At 59.1% G+C, this 13953-nt stretch carries 14 protein-coding genes and 1 tRNA gene; 14 read left to right on the top strand and 1 reads right to left on the bottom strand.

Features of this window, described 5'->3' with window-relative positions; translation table 11 throughout:
- Positions 1 to 43: 43 nt before the first annotated feature.
- From PAF20_RS01550 to PAF20_RS01600, 11 genes are all read left to right on the top strand, one after another.
- Positions 44 to 1267, top strand: coding sequence for a helix-turn-helix transcriptional regulator (locus tag PAF20_RS01550; RefSeq protein ID WP_271072004.1), 1224 nt, complete (start codon positions 44 to 46; stop codon positions 1265 to 1267).
- A 74-nt stretch (positions 1268 to 1341) separates the two neighbouring features.
- Positions 1342 to 1719 carry a response regulator transcription factor gene (locus PAF20_RS01555; protein ID WP_271072005.1) on the top strand — a complete coding sequence of 126 codons (378 nt, stop codon included), beginning with the start codon at positions 1342 to 1344 and terminating at the stop codon, positions 1717 to 1719.
- Positions 1716 to 1976, top strand: a complete 261-nt coding sequence (locus PAF20_RS01560; protein ID WP_271072006.1) for a hypothetical protein — start codon at positions 1716 to 1718, stop codon at positions 1974 to 1976. The genes PAF20_RS01555 and PAF20_RS01560 overlap by 4 nt, the downstream gene beginning before the upstream one ends.
- Positions 1966 to 4611 carry a sensor histidine kinase gene (locus PAF20_RS01565; RefSeq protein ID WP_271072007.1) on the top strand — a complete coding sequence of 882 codons (2646 nt, stop codon included), beginning with the start codon at positions 1966 to 1968 and terminating at the stop codon, positions 4609 to 4611. Before PAF20_RS01560 ends, PAF20_RS01565 begins: the two co-directional genes overlap by 11 nt.
- A gap of 59 nt (positions 4612 to 4670) precedes the next feature.
- On the top strand, positions 4671 to 5924 hold the full coding sequence (locus PAF20_RS01570; RefSeq protein ID WP_271072008.1) for a FliM/FliN family flagellar motor switch protein: 1254 nt from the start codon (positions 4671 to 4673) through the stop codon (positions 5922 to 5924).
- Positions 5925 to 6112: 188 nt separating this feature from the next.
- On the top strand, positions 6113 to 6331 hold the full coding sequence (infA, locus tag PAF20_RS01575) for a translation initiation factor IF-1 (protein ID WP_271072009.1): 219 nt from the start codon (positions 6113 to 6115) through the stop codon (positions 6329 to 6331).
- An 87-nt stretch (positions 6332 to 6418) separates the two neighbouring features.
- On the top strand, positions 6419 to 7009 hold the full coding sequence (locus PAF20_RS01580; RefSeq protein ID WP_271072010.1) for a Maf family protein: 591 nt from the start codon (positions 6419 to 6421) through the stop codon (positions 7007 to 7009).
- A 4-nt stretch (positions 7010 to 7013) separates the two neighbouring features.
- Positions 7014 to 8054, top strand: coding sequence for a ribonuclease E/G (locus PAF20_RS01585; RefSeq protein WP_271072011.1), 1041 nt, complete (start codon positions 7014 to 7016; stop codon positions 8052 to 8054).
- Positions 8054 to 8212: a DNA gyrase inhibitor YacG gene (locus PAF20_RS01590; RefSeq protein WP_271072012.1), complete on the top strand. Its 159-nt coding sequence runs from the start codon at positions 8054 to 8056 to the stop codon at positions 8210 to 8212. Before PAF20_RS01585 ends, PAF20_RS01590 begins: the two co-directional genes overlap by 1 nt.
- 66 nt (positions 8213 to 8278) lie before the next feature.
- A tRNA-Phe gene (locus PAF20_RS01595) sits at positions 8279 to 8354 on the top strand.
- 449 nt (positions 8355 to 8803) lie between these two features.
- A complete protein-coding gene (locus PAF20_RS01600; RefSeq protein WP_271071052.1) occupies positions 8804 to 9763 on the top strand; it encodes an IS110 family RNA-guided transposase in 960 nt (319 codons plus the stop codon).
- Between the two features lie 70 nt (positions 9764 to 9833).
- Here PAF20_RS01600 and PAF20_RS01605 read toward each other — a convergent pair whose 3' ends face one another.
- Positions 9834 to 10007 carry a hypothetical protein gene (locus PAF20_RS01605; protein ID WP_271072013.1) on the bottom strand — a complete coding sequence of 58 codons (174 nt, stop codon included), beginning with the start codon at positions 10005 to 10007 and terminating at the stop codon, positions 9834 to 9836.
- Between the two features lie 171 nt (positions 10008 to 10178).
- On the opposite strand from PAF20_RS01605, the gene proV reads away from it, so the two are divergent.
- The 3 genes from proV to proX all read left to right on the top strand — a co-directional run bounded on the left by proV (position 10179) and on the right by proX (position 13700).
- Complete coding sequence (proV, locus tag PAF20_RS01610) at positions 10179 to 11384, top strand: glycine betaine/L-proline ABC transporter ATP-binding protein ProV (protein WP_271072014.1); 1206 nt, start codon at positions 10179 to 10181, stop codon at positions 11382 to 11384.
- A complete protein-coding gene (proW, locus tag PAF20_RS01615; protein ID WP_271072015.1) occupies positions 11377 to 12603 on the top strand; it encodes a glycine betaine/L-proline ABC transporter permease ProW in 1227 nt (408 codons plus the stop codon). The genes proV and proW overlap by 8 nt, the downstream gene beginning before the upstream one ends.
- An 80-nt stretch (positions 12604 to 12683) precedes the next feature.
- Entirely contained in the window at positions 12684 to 13700 is a 1017-nt protein-coding gene (gene proX, locus PAF20_RS01620) for a glycine betaine/L-proline ABC transporter substrate-binding protein ProX (protein WP_271072016.1), read from the top strand.
- The last annotated feature ends 253 nt before the right edge of the window (positions 13701 to 13953 follow it).

Raw genomic sequence — 13953 nt, forward strand, 5'->3', positions numbered from 1 at the left:
CAAACACTTGCGTGATTCTCTTGCTTGGTTTCATTTGTAAATGATGAGCCAGAAATCACAAACCGCCAGACTGTCAGCCGGCACGCGCATCCGCCAAATGCGGTTGGCTCAGGGTCGCGCTCAGGCCGAGGTCGCGCATGAGGCGGGCATTTCACCGGCCTATCTGAACCTGATCGAGCATGACCGGCGCAATCTGACGGCGGATGTCCGGGCCCGACTGGCGCAGGTTCTTGGCGCAACGGAGGAGGAGCTGGAGTCCGGCCGCGAAGAATCGCTGCTGGCCGGGCTGCGTGTGGCCGCCGCGACTGCACCATCTGGCGTGGTTGTCGAAACAGAGCGTATGGCAGAGCTGGCAACACGGACGCCGGGTTGGTCGGCGCTGATTGTCGCGCAGTCGCAGCGGGTTGATGCTCTGGAACGGCGACTGGCTGGCCTGTCCGACCGAATGACCCGCAATCCATACTTGTTGGACACGCTGCACGAGGTTCTGTCGGCCGTTACGTCGCTTCGTTCGACCGCGTCGATTCTTGTGCAAGAGCCGGACATGCAACCCGATTGGCGCGGGCGCTTTCATGGCAATCTGGACGAGGACAGCAAACGCCTTTCAGTAACCGCGCAATCTCTTGTCGCCTATCTGGAAAGCTTCGAGCAGGATGCAGCGCTGCTGCCCCCTCAAGAGGAGTTTGAGGCGTGGATTGCCGATGGTCGTCCAGATGGTGGCCTTGCAACCGATGCCGCAAAAGAACTGGCAACCAATTGGCTTGGGCTTGAAGAAGCGGATCGTCAAGCGCTGCCCGATTCAGTTTTGCGAGACTGGGCAGGGGACAATCCGTTTGAGCTAGCGCTGATGGTCAACCAGCCAATTGACCTGGTTCTGCGCAGGCTTGGTATTTTCGAGGCGGAATCGGGGTTGATGGTTTGCGACGGGGCCGGCGGTGTCATTTTCCGCCGTCCTGCCCGCGGAATGGGCGCATCCCGTGCCGGTGATCCCTGTGCAATGCTGCCGATATTTGAGGCTCTTGCGCAGCCCGGCAATCCGATTGAACGCGTCGTTGAGACCGAAACCGGGCAGCGTTTCGTCGCGACTGCCTTCGCGCGACGCTTGCCCGCGGATACACTTGCGGCCCCGGTCCTAAGTCAGGCCTCTATGCTGCTTCGCCCGACCACCCAGGACGCCGCAACGGTCGTCGCAGTCGGACCGACCTGTCGTATCTGTCCGCGCACCGAATGTCGCGGGCGCCGCGTCGCTTCGATCCTTCAGAGATGACGATTGGCTTTGCTGGCGGCTTTGACAAGGCGATGCGAGCCGTGCCTAATCTGCGCCGACTTGGGGGGACCGCTATGTCTTCGGGAATTGATATCCTGCTCATTGAAGATGAGCCGAACATCGCCGAGGCGATACAGTTTATTCTGTCGCGCGATGGCTGGCGGGTGGAGCATTGGTCCGAAGGCGGTGATGCAATGGCGCGGATACGCCAGCATCTTCCCCGGCTGATTATCCTCGATGTTATGTTGCCGGTGCGGTCCGGTCTGGAGGTGCTGGAAGACCTTCGCAAGGTTAAAAAAGTTTCTCACACGCCCGTCCTTCTGCTAACCGCACGCGGCACCGGCGGAAACGGGGGTATCAGTGCCGGTTCCGCCGACAGGATCTTGTCGAAACCGTTCGACAATGCGGAGTTGCGGCAGGTGGTGCACGAAATTCTGGGTGCCAAGGGATGAGCCTTCCCAGTGACCGCCCGATCTTTCTGGAACGTGCAGCCTACCGGCGCCGCAGGCTGCAGGACGCCGCTCGTCTGCTGCCGATTGTAACGATTCTGGCCATGCTGCTGCCAATCTGGCTGTTGCCGGTCCTGTTGTCCGGTGCGGCGGGAATGGTGATCGTCTTTTCCATTTGGCTGGTCGTGATTGTCATCTCGGCGGCATTGCATGTGCGTCTGGGGCGTGCTGCGCGTGAGGCTGCGGCGGATGAGCTTTGATACACTCATCTTTGTCGCTCTGTTCTATGTCGGGCTGCTGTTTGTTATCGCATGGGCGGCCGACAGGGCCGCTTCTCGCGGGCGGACGCGTTGGTCTGACAAACCGCTTGTCTACACGCTTTCGCTGTCGGTCTATTGTACGGCATGGACCTTCTATGGCGCTGTCGGCTACGCCAGCCGTTCCGGTCTGGAATTCGTCACGATCTATCTTGGCCCGACAATTGTGCTTGCGGGCAGTTGGTGGGGGCTTCGCAGGCTTGTGCGCGTCGCCCGGATGCATCGCGTCACCTCTGTCGCAGACCTGATTTCGGCCCGGTTCGGAAAGTCTAACCCGCTGGCGGCGCTGATTACGTTGATCGCCCTGATCGCGGCAACGCCGTACCTAGCGCTGCAACTTCAGTCCATTTCGCTTTCATTTGCGGCCTTCAGCGCGATGGACATGCCCTCTGGCCCGCTGGAAAGCTGGGTCGCCGTGGGTCTGGCGGTTTTCGCCATCCTGTTCGGTACGCGTAACGTCGCCGCGGATGAACGTCATCACGGTGTTGTCATGGCAATCGCTGTTGAGGCGGTGGTGAAGCTGATTGCCTTTATCGCCTTGGGCACATGGGTGATATGGGGGCTGGCAGGCGGTCCGGCCGATGTGCTGGCAAAAATTGCCGAAAGGGCAGCGCAGCCTGATGCCGCAGGCTGGGCGCTGCGCCCCGACAGATGGACCGCGCTGATCGCGATTTCCGCTGCCGCCGTGCTGACACTGCCCCGGATGTTTCAGGTTCTTGTTGTCGAGCCTGCCGATGAAACGCCGCTGAACTCTGCCGCATGGGCCTTCCCGGCCTATCTTATGGCAATGTCCCTTTTCGTTCTGCCGATTGCTGTGATCGGAAAGGAATTGCTGCCCGCAAATGCCTCACCCGACCTGTATGTTCTGCATCTGCCATTGTCGCAGGGCGCCGATAAGCTGGCGCTGCTGGTTTTTCTAGGAGGGTTAAGCTCTGCCACGTCGATGGTGATTATCAGTGCGATTGCACTGGCAACCATGATCTCGAACCATTGGCTGGTTCCGGTGTTTCTGGCATTGCGCAGGATCGACGCATCCGATGCCGCACCCGCCGATATTCGGGGTCCCCTGCTGGCCTCTCGCAGGATTGCTATTCTGGCGGTGATTGGTGCCGGTGCGGGCTATCAGGCCATCGGCGGCGGTCAGGCGCTTGCAGCAATGGGAACGGTTGCTTTTGTCGGTGTGGCACAGCTTCTGCCTGCCATGCTTGGCGGGCTGATCTGGCGTGGCGGCACCAGAATCGGTGCATATCTGGGTATTTGTGCAGGTGCGGCGTTATGGATGGTATGGGTCTTCCTGCCGTCGCTCGGAGTTGTCCGAGTTCCTGATTTCGGGCCGATAGACCCCCTTGCCGGTGCCGTTTTTTTATCTCTCGGCCTGAATGCAACCCTGTTCACCGTTGTCTCGCTTCTGACCCTGCCAGACCCGCAGGAGCGTGTTCAGGGCCTTTCCTTTGTCCACGCGGTCGCGCCAGAGGCAGCCGCCGCGACATCTGCCATACGGCCAGCAAGCGCGGTGCGCGCCGAAGCATTGCTGGCGCTGACGCGTCGGGTCTGGGGCGGGGATGAGGCGCTTTTGTTCTTTCGCTCCGAAGCGGACAGGCAGGGTAAATCCGGGTTCCTGCCGGACGTGAATTCAGGATTTCTGTCCCGCCTTGAGCGGCGTCTGGCAGGCGCGATGGGGACGGCCACCGCTCATGCCATGCTGGCACAGGTGGCGGGTCAGCGTCAGACCACGATGGCCGAACTGATGGCCGTCGCAAGCGAAGCCCATAGTGCCAAAGAGCGCGCGCGGCAGCTTAAGGACGACTCGGATGAATTGGCGCGCACCGCCCGTCGGTTGCAGGAAGCCAACGACCGACTGACCGCGCTTTCGGTTCAGAAGGACGCGTTTCTGGGGCAGATCAGTCATGAGCTACGCACGCCGATGACCTCTGTCCGGGCATTTTCAGAACTGTTGAAACTGCCCGACATTTCGACGGAGGAACGTGAACGCTTTGCTAGCATCATCCACGAAGAGGCGTCGCGACTGACGCGCCTGCTGGACGATTTGCTTGACCTGTCAGTTCTGGAAAGCGGCGAAGCGCGCCTGTCGCCGACTGTCTTCAATTTGCACGACCTGATTTCCCGCGCCATAGAGGCCAGCTCTGCACTGGATAGCGGGAAGGAGTTGAGGGTTGATCGCGATATCCCTGCCGAGCAGATCATGCTTATCACCGACGCTGATCGCTTGTTGCAGGTGTTGATCAATCTTGTTGCGAATGCCCGGAAGTATTGCGACGCCGCCCGGCCTCTTCTGACGATCCGAGCGCGAAGGTTGCCGCATAGTGTTCAAATCACGGTCATGGATAACGGTTCGGGCATTCCTGCAGAGAAGCAGGATCTTGTGTTCGAAAAATTCTCTCGCCTGAACGATCCTTCTCGTGCGGGGGGCGCGGGGCTGGGACTTGCCATTTCTCGGGAGGTGATGACGGCATTGGGCGGTGCCATCACCTATCTGCCAGGCTACGATGGTGCCGCGTTCAGGCTGGAACTTCCGCTGCGTCCTCCGAGCCTCGGGCAACCTGACGAAGCCGCCTAAACTGAATATCAACCTCTGCTGTGCAAACTGTTGGCCGATACGAATTACGCGGGCGGCACATGGACACACAGGAAGACTCGGCCAAGCGGAAAGCGGGCCGCGCGCAGGAACGCCGGGGCGGAGGTGGAACGCGCGCGCTTCTTGCCATGTATGTGATGGGTGCCAACCCGGCAGGCGCGGTAGAGGAAGGGTCAGATACCGGCCCCAAACAGACCCGTGAAAGGGCTATTTCCAACGCAATAGGCCGCGCAGCGCAGCGTTGCTATGATCTGCCAAGTTTTCCCATTCAGGCGTCAACCGGACGCAACACGATCGCTGAGATCGTCGAAACGCTGCCAGAGCGTTCGCTGGTCCTGATCGTCGAAGGAGAGGAAGTACCCCATGGCATCGTCGCGCTTTCGCCAGGCCTTCTTGCCGCCATTATCGAGGCGCAGGCAACAGGACGCGTGTTCGCCCACCCGCCTGTAGAACGGCGACCGACCCGAACGGATGCATCACTCTGCGCGGATTTTGTTAACACAGCTTTGTCCGAACTGATTGACGAACTGGGCCAGGTAAATGCCATATCTGCGCCCGGACGCTTTCGCTATGCAAGCTTCGTAGAAGATCCGCGCCCGTTGGCGCTGATATGCGATGACATACACTATGACCGCTTTAAACTGGACATACGATTGGGCGAAGGTGGGGTGAGAGAGGGGAGCTTTCTGGCGTATCTGCCCGCCAGGGTGGATGAACACGCGCAGGAGCGCGTGCGAGCGCCTGATATAGATTCAAGCCGGGTTGAACCCGCTAAACAGCAAAGAAGCCTTCATGGCGCAGTGCAGGCCATACCCGTTGCGTTGGAAGCTGTCCTCTGCCGAAAGTTGGTCAAACTTCATGAGATCCGGTCGTGGAGCGCCGGCACAACGATTTCCTTGCCGGCCGGTGCAATGGGCAGGACTCAGCTGGAAACGCGCCCGAACCTGTGTCTAGCGGTCGGTAAGCTGGGTGAGATGTACGGACAAAGGGCGATCCGGATTCGCGGGGAAGCGGCCGGCTCAGCCGAACCAAGCCTCTCTGATCCCGGTGAAACGTCTATTGATGCCGATCCTAGCAGCTCGGAGCGCGACTTGGTCGGCGCGCGGCCGGCAGCCGCTTCGCCATCGGTCGAGGCAAACGTTTTTGCCGACCAGGCTGAAGGCGATGATGTCCTTATGACGCCGCTGCCCGAACAAGAACCACCCCTTTGTGATATAAGTTCACCTGATGCATTTCGTCAGGAGGGCGGCATCTGGCCCGATGAAGTGGGCAGCGATCAGGATGAAGCCATCTGACCGGTGAACCGGTACAAAGCGCAAACTCCGAGAACCCTGGTCTTTCCGACCTGTCCTTCGACGCGCTGCATTTGCCACGCCAAAAGTGTAAATTGGTGCTTCCGCGCTTTTGCACTTGAAATATGAACAGTCTGGTCGCATTTAACCTCGGCCCGCGGCTCCCGCAGGCAAGCTATCAAGGAGTGACCATGGCCAAGGAAGAAATGCTCGAATTTCCCGGCGTCGTGAAGGAACTCCTGCCTAATGCGACATTCCGGGTCGAGCTTGAGAACGGCCATGAGATCATCGCGCATATGGCGGGAAAAATGCGGAAGAACCGCATTCGTGTCCTCGCAGGCGACAAAGTTCAGGTGGAAATGAACACATATGACCTGACGAAGGGCCGCATCAACTATCGGTTCCGCTAAACGATTAATTCGTCGCGGCGGGTCGCGGCTGTTTTCACCGTCCGCATTTCGGGATAGGTCGATGCGATCTGAATGATCGGCATTGATATGAATAGCAACCGACCACGACTTGTCCTCGGCTCTGCCAGCCCGCGGCGGCTGGAACTACTTGGCCAGATTGGCTTCGCCCCTGACGAAGTTCGGCCTGCCGACATTGACGAGACACCGCTGCGCGGGGAGGCCGCGCGAGATTATGTTCGCAGGATGGCGACAGAGAAATGCGCGGCTGTAACGGCAGCGCGTGGCGAATCTGTGCTGACGGCTGACACGGTTGTCGTCGCCGGGCGGCGCATTCTGGGCAAGCCCGTCGACCGTGACGAAGCGCGCAGCTTCCTGGCGCTTCTGGCCGGGCGGCGCCATCGGGTCATGACGGCTGTCGCATTGAAATATGACAGCCAGTATTGGCAGCGTCTGGTCGAAACCACAGTCAAACTTCGACCGCTGGAAAATTCAGAAATTGAAGCTTACCTGCGCAGTGACGAATGGCAGGGCAAGGCGGGCGGATACGGCATTCAAGGTCGCGCGGGGGCTTTTGTCAGTTGGATGTCGGGTTCATTCAGCGCAGTGGTTGGCCTTCCGCTGTCAGAAACCGCGACCCTGTTGCGTATGATAGGGCTCACCCCTTCGGAAAGGGCATGATCGGATGAAGGGAAACCAGCTTCTGCTTGGTCAGATATTTGGGCGCGATGCGGCTGCATATTGCGTTGATGGTCGCCTGCAGGAACTTGCAATCGATCCCGGCGCGCTCGTTGCATTTGCGCCGGGCGCGATCCTTCGTGGAAAGGTTAACCGGCTGCTGAAAGGGCAGGGCGGCGTGTTTGTCACCTTGCCCGACGGTGAAAGCGGCTATCTGCGGGACCGTTCCGGGTTGAGAGAGGGGCAAACGCTTCTTGTGCAGGTGAACGGCGTCGCGGAAGAGGGAAAGGCGATTCCGCTGTCGTCGCGCCTGCTGATTCGCGGGCGCTACTGCATCGCAACCCCGGATAGACCGGGGGTGAACGTGTCGCGCAGCATCCGTGACAGCGAGCGACGCGATGAACTGAGATCGCTGGGCGAGGGGCTGCTGGCGGGCCGAAGCTGCGGCCTGATTATCCGCAGCGCGGCTGACATCGCCGCCGAGGATGTTGTCGCAGATGAAATCGCCCAGCTTCTGGATCTGGCTCTCGCAATTTCAAATGATGACACCGGACCCGTCGAACTTCTTCTCGACGCCCCGGCGCCCGCCGATATTGCATGGCGGGACTGGGCGGATGCCGAGGGCGCTGATCCGCGGCAGGACGGACCGCTTCCGGATCATGTGGCGGACGCGATTGCAGATTTGTTGCACACGACCGTCCTTTTGCCGGGCGGCGCACGTGCTGAGATAGAGCCGACGCGGGCCTTGGTAGCAATAGATGTGAACACCGGGCGCGATACCTCGCCAGCGGCGGCTTTGAAGGCCAATATCGCCCTTGCCAGAGAGTTGCCGCGACAGTTGCGCCTGCGTGGCCTCGGCGGCCAGGTCGTCATCGACTTTGCGCCGATTTCCAAACGCGAGCGCGGAACGCTTGAACAGGAACTGAAAAAGGCCTTCAGGTCCGATGGCGCGGATACGGCGTTGTCCGGGTGGACGCAGTTGGGTCTTTTCGAACTCAGCCGCAAAAGGGATCGAATTCCGCTGTCGCTTTTTGCAAAGGAGGCATGATGTCGCGCTGTCCGATCTGTGAAAAACCAAGCAATCCCGCCTATCGTCCGTTCTGTTCAAAGCGCTGCGCGGATGTGGATCTGGCCCATTGGTTGCGGGGGGACTACGTCATTCCAGGAGACAAGGCCCACCCGACATCGTCAGAAAACGATGAATGACGTTTTCGCACTGGACAGCGCTGCGAGGCTTGCGTAAATACGCCCCACCTCAGCCAAGGCTGACGTGCCCGGATAGCTCAGTTGGTAGAGCAGCGGATTGAAAATCCGCGTGTCGGTGGTTCGAATCCGCCTCCGGGCACCATTTAACCACAAACATCAGCAAATTCAGATGGTTGCGGGACTTCTGTTTGTCTGATTCTCTTTCCGTCAACCTTTTGGTCCGAGTGTGTGTCGCTAATGCGATCTGCCTTCGATGACCGATAAAACCAGCGGAGTGTGTCGTGGTGCCACCGCTGTTGGACACGACGATGCTGTGGGGTTCTCGGCGGAGCAGGTGCCGGTACAGCGCCGCCCGGATTCTGCGCGACCTGTCTCGTCATCACGTGGTTATGCATCCTGACCCTTCTGTATCGTAGATCTGCTAGCGTGACCCCGTCACGTGTCCCGGCCAGGACCCGTGACGGGGTGGTGCGCGACGTCTGACCCTTGTGGCATGGCCACGCTTCTTAGCCTGTCGGCACCGCCTCTCCTTCATTGTCTCGAACAGTTGCCAGCGGCCCTCGTGGGACCGCGTATCAGAAGGAGGAGAGCATGGAGAAGGTAACACACGGTCGGATCATCGGGATAGATGTGAGCCGAGACTGGCTCGATATTCACTGCCTTCCGGACGGTCAGCGTCATCGCATCCCCAATACCGATAATGGCCATGTCGCGGTGTCCGATCTCGCTCACGACCAGAGAGCCGTCGTCTGTTTCGAAGCGACGGGTGGGCAGGAATGGCGGCTCTGGTCCTATCTTCAGGATGCAGGCGTCGAGGCCCGCCAAGTGCCGCCGGCCCAGGTCAAGGCCTTCGCGCGCAGCCTTGGAACCCGAGCAAAGACCGACAGGATCGATGCCGAACTCATAGCGCGCTTCTTGGTCTTCAGACCCGAGGCAGGACGAACACTTCCCGCCGAACATCTACGTCTTCTCAGGGCCTTGACCACCAGACGGGTACAGGTGGTCGAGATGCGAAAGCGGCTTCTGGCGCAGATCCGGGCGCATCAGAAATCGGGAACGGCAGAGCTGTTCGAGGATATCGATGTGGAGTTGAAGGAGAGGTTGGATGTTGCGATCACCGAGTTGGAAAGCAGAATTTCAGAGCTTTTGGGGCGCTACAGGCATCTCGCGGACACCGCGCGGATCCTTCGTTCCGTTCCCGGCATCGGACCAGTCGCCAGCTCAACGCTGATCGCCGAACTTCCCGAACTCGGCGCTCTCACCGGCGAAGAAGCTGCGGCCCTGACCGGTTTGGCACCAGTGGCGCAGGACAGCGGAACGTTGCGTGGCAAGCGCGCAATCGCCGGTGGTAGACGCGCCCTACGACATGTCATGTTCCAGGCAGCGCTGGTTGCCTCGCATCATAACCCGACACTCAAAGCGTTCGCTGATCGGCTCCGTAAAGCCGGGAAACCACACAAGGTCATCGTCACGGCCGTCGCGCGCAAGCTCGTCATCATCGCCAATGCTCTGTGCAAAAGCCGACGGGAATGGGAGCACAGACACCCCTGAAAGATACAGTTGCTAGGTAAGTGGCGAGTACTGGGCAAAAGCTGGATCCTTGAGCATGCCAAATTGCTTATCAAGAACAACCGCGGCAATCCGGTTCATGCGTCGCAAGGACGCCTTTGCCACCACAATTATTGGCTATGCCCGCTAGGTTTTCACCTGCCTCTGGTGCTGTCGAAGCGTCGATGAAATGTCGAATTTTAAAGGGAATGGTCTTTCGGGGATCATAAAATTTCAGATAATCCATGGTCATAAATCTGCCCCGAGACGGTTTACATTCATGCTGCCATTGGGGCAGTTTAGCGATGTAGCCAAGGCAGGCCTGCTTCGCGGGCTCGAATGGGTGGGAGTGCGGATCTTTTGCGTCACCGCGTGATGCTGTTTGGTTCTGCTGCCCAAGAGAAAATCGAAAGGTCTCATGTTGAACGCAGACGCTGCGCTATCGGTTGAACGATTATTCAAGGTGTTCGGAGAGCAACCTGAAAGGGCGATCGAACTTTACAATAATGGGTTGGACAAGGACGAGGTATTCGCAAAAACCGGCATGACGATCGGCGTCTGCGACGCCAATTTTGAGGTTCGGGAGGGCGAAATTTTCGTCGTCATGGGGCTTTCCGGGTCTGGCAAGTCGACGTTGGTGCGTATGCTGAACCGGCTGATCGAACCGACTGCTGGCGCGATTGTGGTGAAAGGTCAGGACATTGCCAAAATGTCCGAGAAGGAACTGAATGACTTCCGCCGCAAGCATATCTCTATGGTGTTTCAGTCGTTTGCTCTGATGCCTCACATGACGGTGCTGCAGAACGCCGCATTCGGTTTGGAACTGTCAGGTGTGCCGCTGGCAGAGCGTGAAAAGCGGGCACAGGCCGCACTGGAGCAGGTCGGGTTGGGGCAGCATCCGAAAAGTTATCCCAACGAATTGTCGGGCGGTATGCAGCAGCGCGTCGGGCTGGCGCGGGCACTGGCGAATGATCCTTCGATCCTTCTGATGGATGAGGCTTTTTCCGCCCTCGACCCGCTGATCAGAACCGAGATGCAGGATGAATTGCTGGAGTTGCAGGAAAAGGAAAAGCGCACCATCATCTTTATCTCTCATGACCTGGATGAGGCGATGCGGATCGGTGATCGGATCGCCATCATGGAGGCAGGGCGTGTCGTACAGGTGGGCCGGCCCGATGAAATTCTGAACAATCCGGCAGATGACTATGTACGCTCCTTCTTCCGCGGTGTGGACATCACCGGGGTGATCTCCGTCGGCGATATCGCACAGAAAAAACAGGTGACTGTGCTTGATGGTGAGGGCAAGATCCACTCGGCGCGCGAACGTATTGCCGCTGCCGACCGCAACTACGCCTATGTGGTCGATGGTGCGCAGAGGTTCCGGGGTATCGTCTCGGCCCGAAGTCTTGAGGCCGAAATGAAGACTGCGAATCCGAAAATATCGAACGCATTCTTGCCGGATATTCCGACGCTTTCTTCCCGTGATGTGATCGGCGACGTGATCGGTGCGGTGAACTCAGCGCCCTGCGGTTTGCCGGTCGTTGACGAAAACGGCCGATATCGTGGCGTCGTGTCTCGGGCCGTCCTGCTCGGTGCTCTGGAGAGGGAGGGCGAAGATGGCTGATCATCTTTCCGAAGAAGGCATAGTGCTGGCACAAGCCGATACGGCTGGGGACGCTGCCGATCCTTGGGCGCAGGGCGGTGCAAGCTCGGAAGCAGCACCCGGAGAGGCCCCGGTTGGTGCAAGTGCTGGCGGCGAAGCTGAAACCGGCGCTCAGGAAGCCGCCGGGGCCGATGCAGACAATCCTTGGGGTACAGGTTCCACCGATGCAGCCGAAACGACGACGCCGGACTGGCTGTCTGGTGGCGGCGGCGCGCAGGAACGGAGCTTTGATTTTCTGAACCCCTTCGATCAGGCTGTCATCCCGATCGAGTCCTGGGTTGAGGATGCATTGGACTTCGTCGTTTCGAACTTCAGGCCGGTCTTTCAGGCGATTCGCTGGCCGGTGGATGGCGTATTGACGGCCATCGAATCGGCACTTCTTGGCGTGCCCTCGCTGATCATGGTCGCTTTGATCGGGCTGCTTGCGTGGCAGGCGGCGGGCCCAAGGCTGGGAATTGGTGCACTGGTCTCCTTCGTTTTCATCGGCCTTATCGGCGCGTGGGATGAGGCGATGGTGACGCTTGCGCTTGTGTTCACCTCGGTCTTTTTCTGTATTCTCATAGGTCTTCCGGTCGGGATCTGGCTGGCGCGAAATGACCGTGCGGCAAAGATCATGCGTCCGATCCTCGATGCGATGCAGACAACGCCGGCCTTCGTTTATCTGGTGCCTATCGTGATGCTGTTCGGGATCGGGAATGTTCCGGGCGTCGTTGTCACGATTATCTTCGCCCTGCCGCCACTGATCCGTCTGACAAACCTGGGCATCCGGCAAGTGCCCGCTGATCTGATCGAGGCCGCCAAAAGCTTCGGCGCATCTGATCGCCAATTGTTGCGCAAGGTGCAGCTTCCGGTTGCCATGCCGACGATCATGGCAGGGGTTAACCAGACCCTGATGCTTGCATTGTCGATGGTGGTTATCGCCTCGATGATCGCGGTAGGCGGTCTGGGGCAGATGGTTCTGCGCGGTATCGGCAGGTTGGATATGGGACTGGCAACTGTCGGAGGTCTGGGCATTGTACTGCTTGCCATCATCATCGACCGCATGACGCAGTCGATGGGCGTATCCAAGCGGGATCGCGGAAATGTCGCATGGAATGAACGTGGCCCGGTCGGCCATGTCCGCAGGCTGTTGGGCCGTCGAGACGAGGGGCGGTCAGAACGGGCCAATCCGGCGGAGTAAATTTCACTCTCGAACCCACGCACGGCGCAAACAGCCGTCAAAGAAATCGAACCCGAAGAGCTTCAACGGAGGAAGTAGACATGCTCAATAAAATGACACGCAGCAGCATCGCGGCACTGACAGCGGCGGGAATCGGCCTGTGCTCGGCCAGTGCAGCGCTTGCGCAGGACATGCCCGGTGAAGGCGTGACTGTCACCCCGCTGAAATCCTCGATTGCCGAGGAGACGTTCCAGACGCTTCTGGTGATGAAGGCATTGGAAGAACTGGGCTATGAGGTCGAGGATATCCGCGAACTCGAATACGCGGCGGCCCATGTTGCCATTGCGAATGGCGACGGCACATTCCTTGCCGATCACTGGAACCCGCTTCACGTCGACTTCTTCAACGAAGCAGGCGGGGATGAGAAAATCTACCGTGAAGGCGTTTATTCGCCGGGTGCAATCCAAGGATACCTGATCGACAAGGCGACCGCCGATGAACACGGCATCACCAACATCGAACAGATGAAAGACCCGGAAATTGCCGCGCTGTTCGACAACAACGATGACGGAAAGGCCGATCTGACCGGCTGTACGCCGGGTTGGGGTTGCGAACAGGTGATCGAGCATCAGCTGGATGCGTTCGAGCTGCGCGATACCGTGACGCATAATCAGGGCTCTTATTCGGCGATCATTGCTGACACGATCACCCGTTTCCAGAACGATGAGCCGATCTTCTACTATACCTGGACGCCTTACTGGGTGTCCGGCGTGCTGGTGCCGGGCGAAGATGTCGTCTGGCTGGAAGTCCCGTTCTCATCCCTTCCCGGCGAGAGGTCCGAGGTTGATACGACGCTGCCGAACGGTAAGAACTACGGTTTCCAGGCCAATACGCAGCATATCGTCGCCAATAAAGAGTTCACGGATGAAAATCCGGCGGCGGCGAAGCTGTTTGAAATCATGGAAGTGTCTTCGAACGACATCAGCGCACAGAACCTGCTGATGCAGGATGGCGAAGATTCCGAGGAAGATATCGAACGCCATGCGACTGGCTGGATCGAGGCCAACCGCGAAACCTTCGACGGCTGGCTGGAGGAGGCCCGCGCCGCTGCCGAGTAAGTCGGCGTCGCCAGTCTTGGCGCAGCAATATGAAATTTATCCCGGCCATACGGCCGGGATTTTTCGTGGCGATCGGCATTGACCGATTCTACTGTAGCGCCGCAGAGAAGCGTCAGGTTGTTCGGCAGTCACGCCCTGGATTGAGAAGGCGAAGCATTTTTTTGCGACAGCCCACATGATGCGATGGCTTTGTCGAGGGACTTTGCGGTTCCTTCGGCTCAAACGCATGTTCCGGCCGGCGGGGAACAATATA

Source organism: Paracoccus albus (genome assembly GCF_027913035.1).
GTDB classification, from domain to species: domain Bacteria; phylum Pseudomonadota; class Alphaproteobacteria; order Rhodobacterales; family Rhodobacteraceae; genus Paracoccus; species Paracoccus albus.

Bases quoted from the DNA above. Each gene is read 5' to 3' on its own strand.
- PAF20_RS01550 (WP_271072004.1), top strand. From the start codon at position 44: ATGAGCCAGAAATCACAAACCGCCAGACTGTCAGCCGGCACGCGCATC.
- PAF20_RS01555 (WP_271072005.1), top strand. From the start codon at position 1,342: ATGTCTTCGGGAATTGATATCCTGCTCATTGAAGATGAGCCGAACATC.
- PAF20_RS01560 (WP_271072006.1), top strand. From the start codon at position 1,716: ATGAGCCTTCCCAGTGACCGCCCGATCTTTCTGGAACGTGCAGCCTAC.
- PAF20_RS01565 (WP_271072007.1), top strand. From the start codon at position 1,966: ATGAGCTTTGATACACTCATCTTTGTCGCTCTGTTCTATGTCGGGCTG.
- PAF20_RS01570 (WP_271072008.1), top strand. From the start codon at position 4,671: ATGGACACACAGGAAGACTCGGCCAAGCGGAAAGCGGGCCGCGCGCAG.
- infA (WP_271072009.1), top strand. From the start codon at position 6,113: ATGGCCAAGGAAGAAATGCTCGAATTTCCCGGCGTCGTGAAGGAACTC.
- PAF20_RS01580 (WP_271072010.1), top strand. From the start codon at position 6,419: ATGAATAGCAACCGACCACGACTTGTCCTCGGCTCTGCCAGCCCGCGG.
- PAF20_RS01585 (WP_271072011.1), top strand. From the start codon at position 7,014: ATGAAGGGAAACCAGCTTCTGCTTGGTCAGATATTTGGGCGCGATGCG.
- PAF20_RS01590 (WP_271072012.1), top strand. From the start codon at position 8,054: ATGTCGCGCTGTCCGATCTGTGAAAAACCAAGCAATCCCGCCTATCGT.
- PAF20_RS01600 (WP_271071052.1), top strand. From the start codon at position 8,804: ATGGAGAAGGTAACACACGGTCGGATCATCGGGATAGATGTGAGCCGA.
- PAF20_RS01605 (WP_271072013.1), bottom strand. From the start codon at position 10,007: ATGGATTATCTGAAATTTTATGATCCCCGAAAGACCATTCCCTTTAAA.
- proV (WP_271072014.1), top strand. From the start codon at position 10,179: ATGTTGAACGCAGACGCTGCGCTATCGGTTGAACGATTATTCAAGGTG.
- proW (WP_271072015.1), top strand. From the start codon at position 11,377: ATGGCTGATCATCTTTCCGAAGAAGGCATAGTGCTGGCACAAGCCGAT.
- proX (WP_271072016.1), top strand. From the start codon at position 12,684: ATGCTCAATAAAATGACACGCAGCAGCATCGCGGCACTGACAGCGGCG.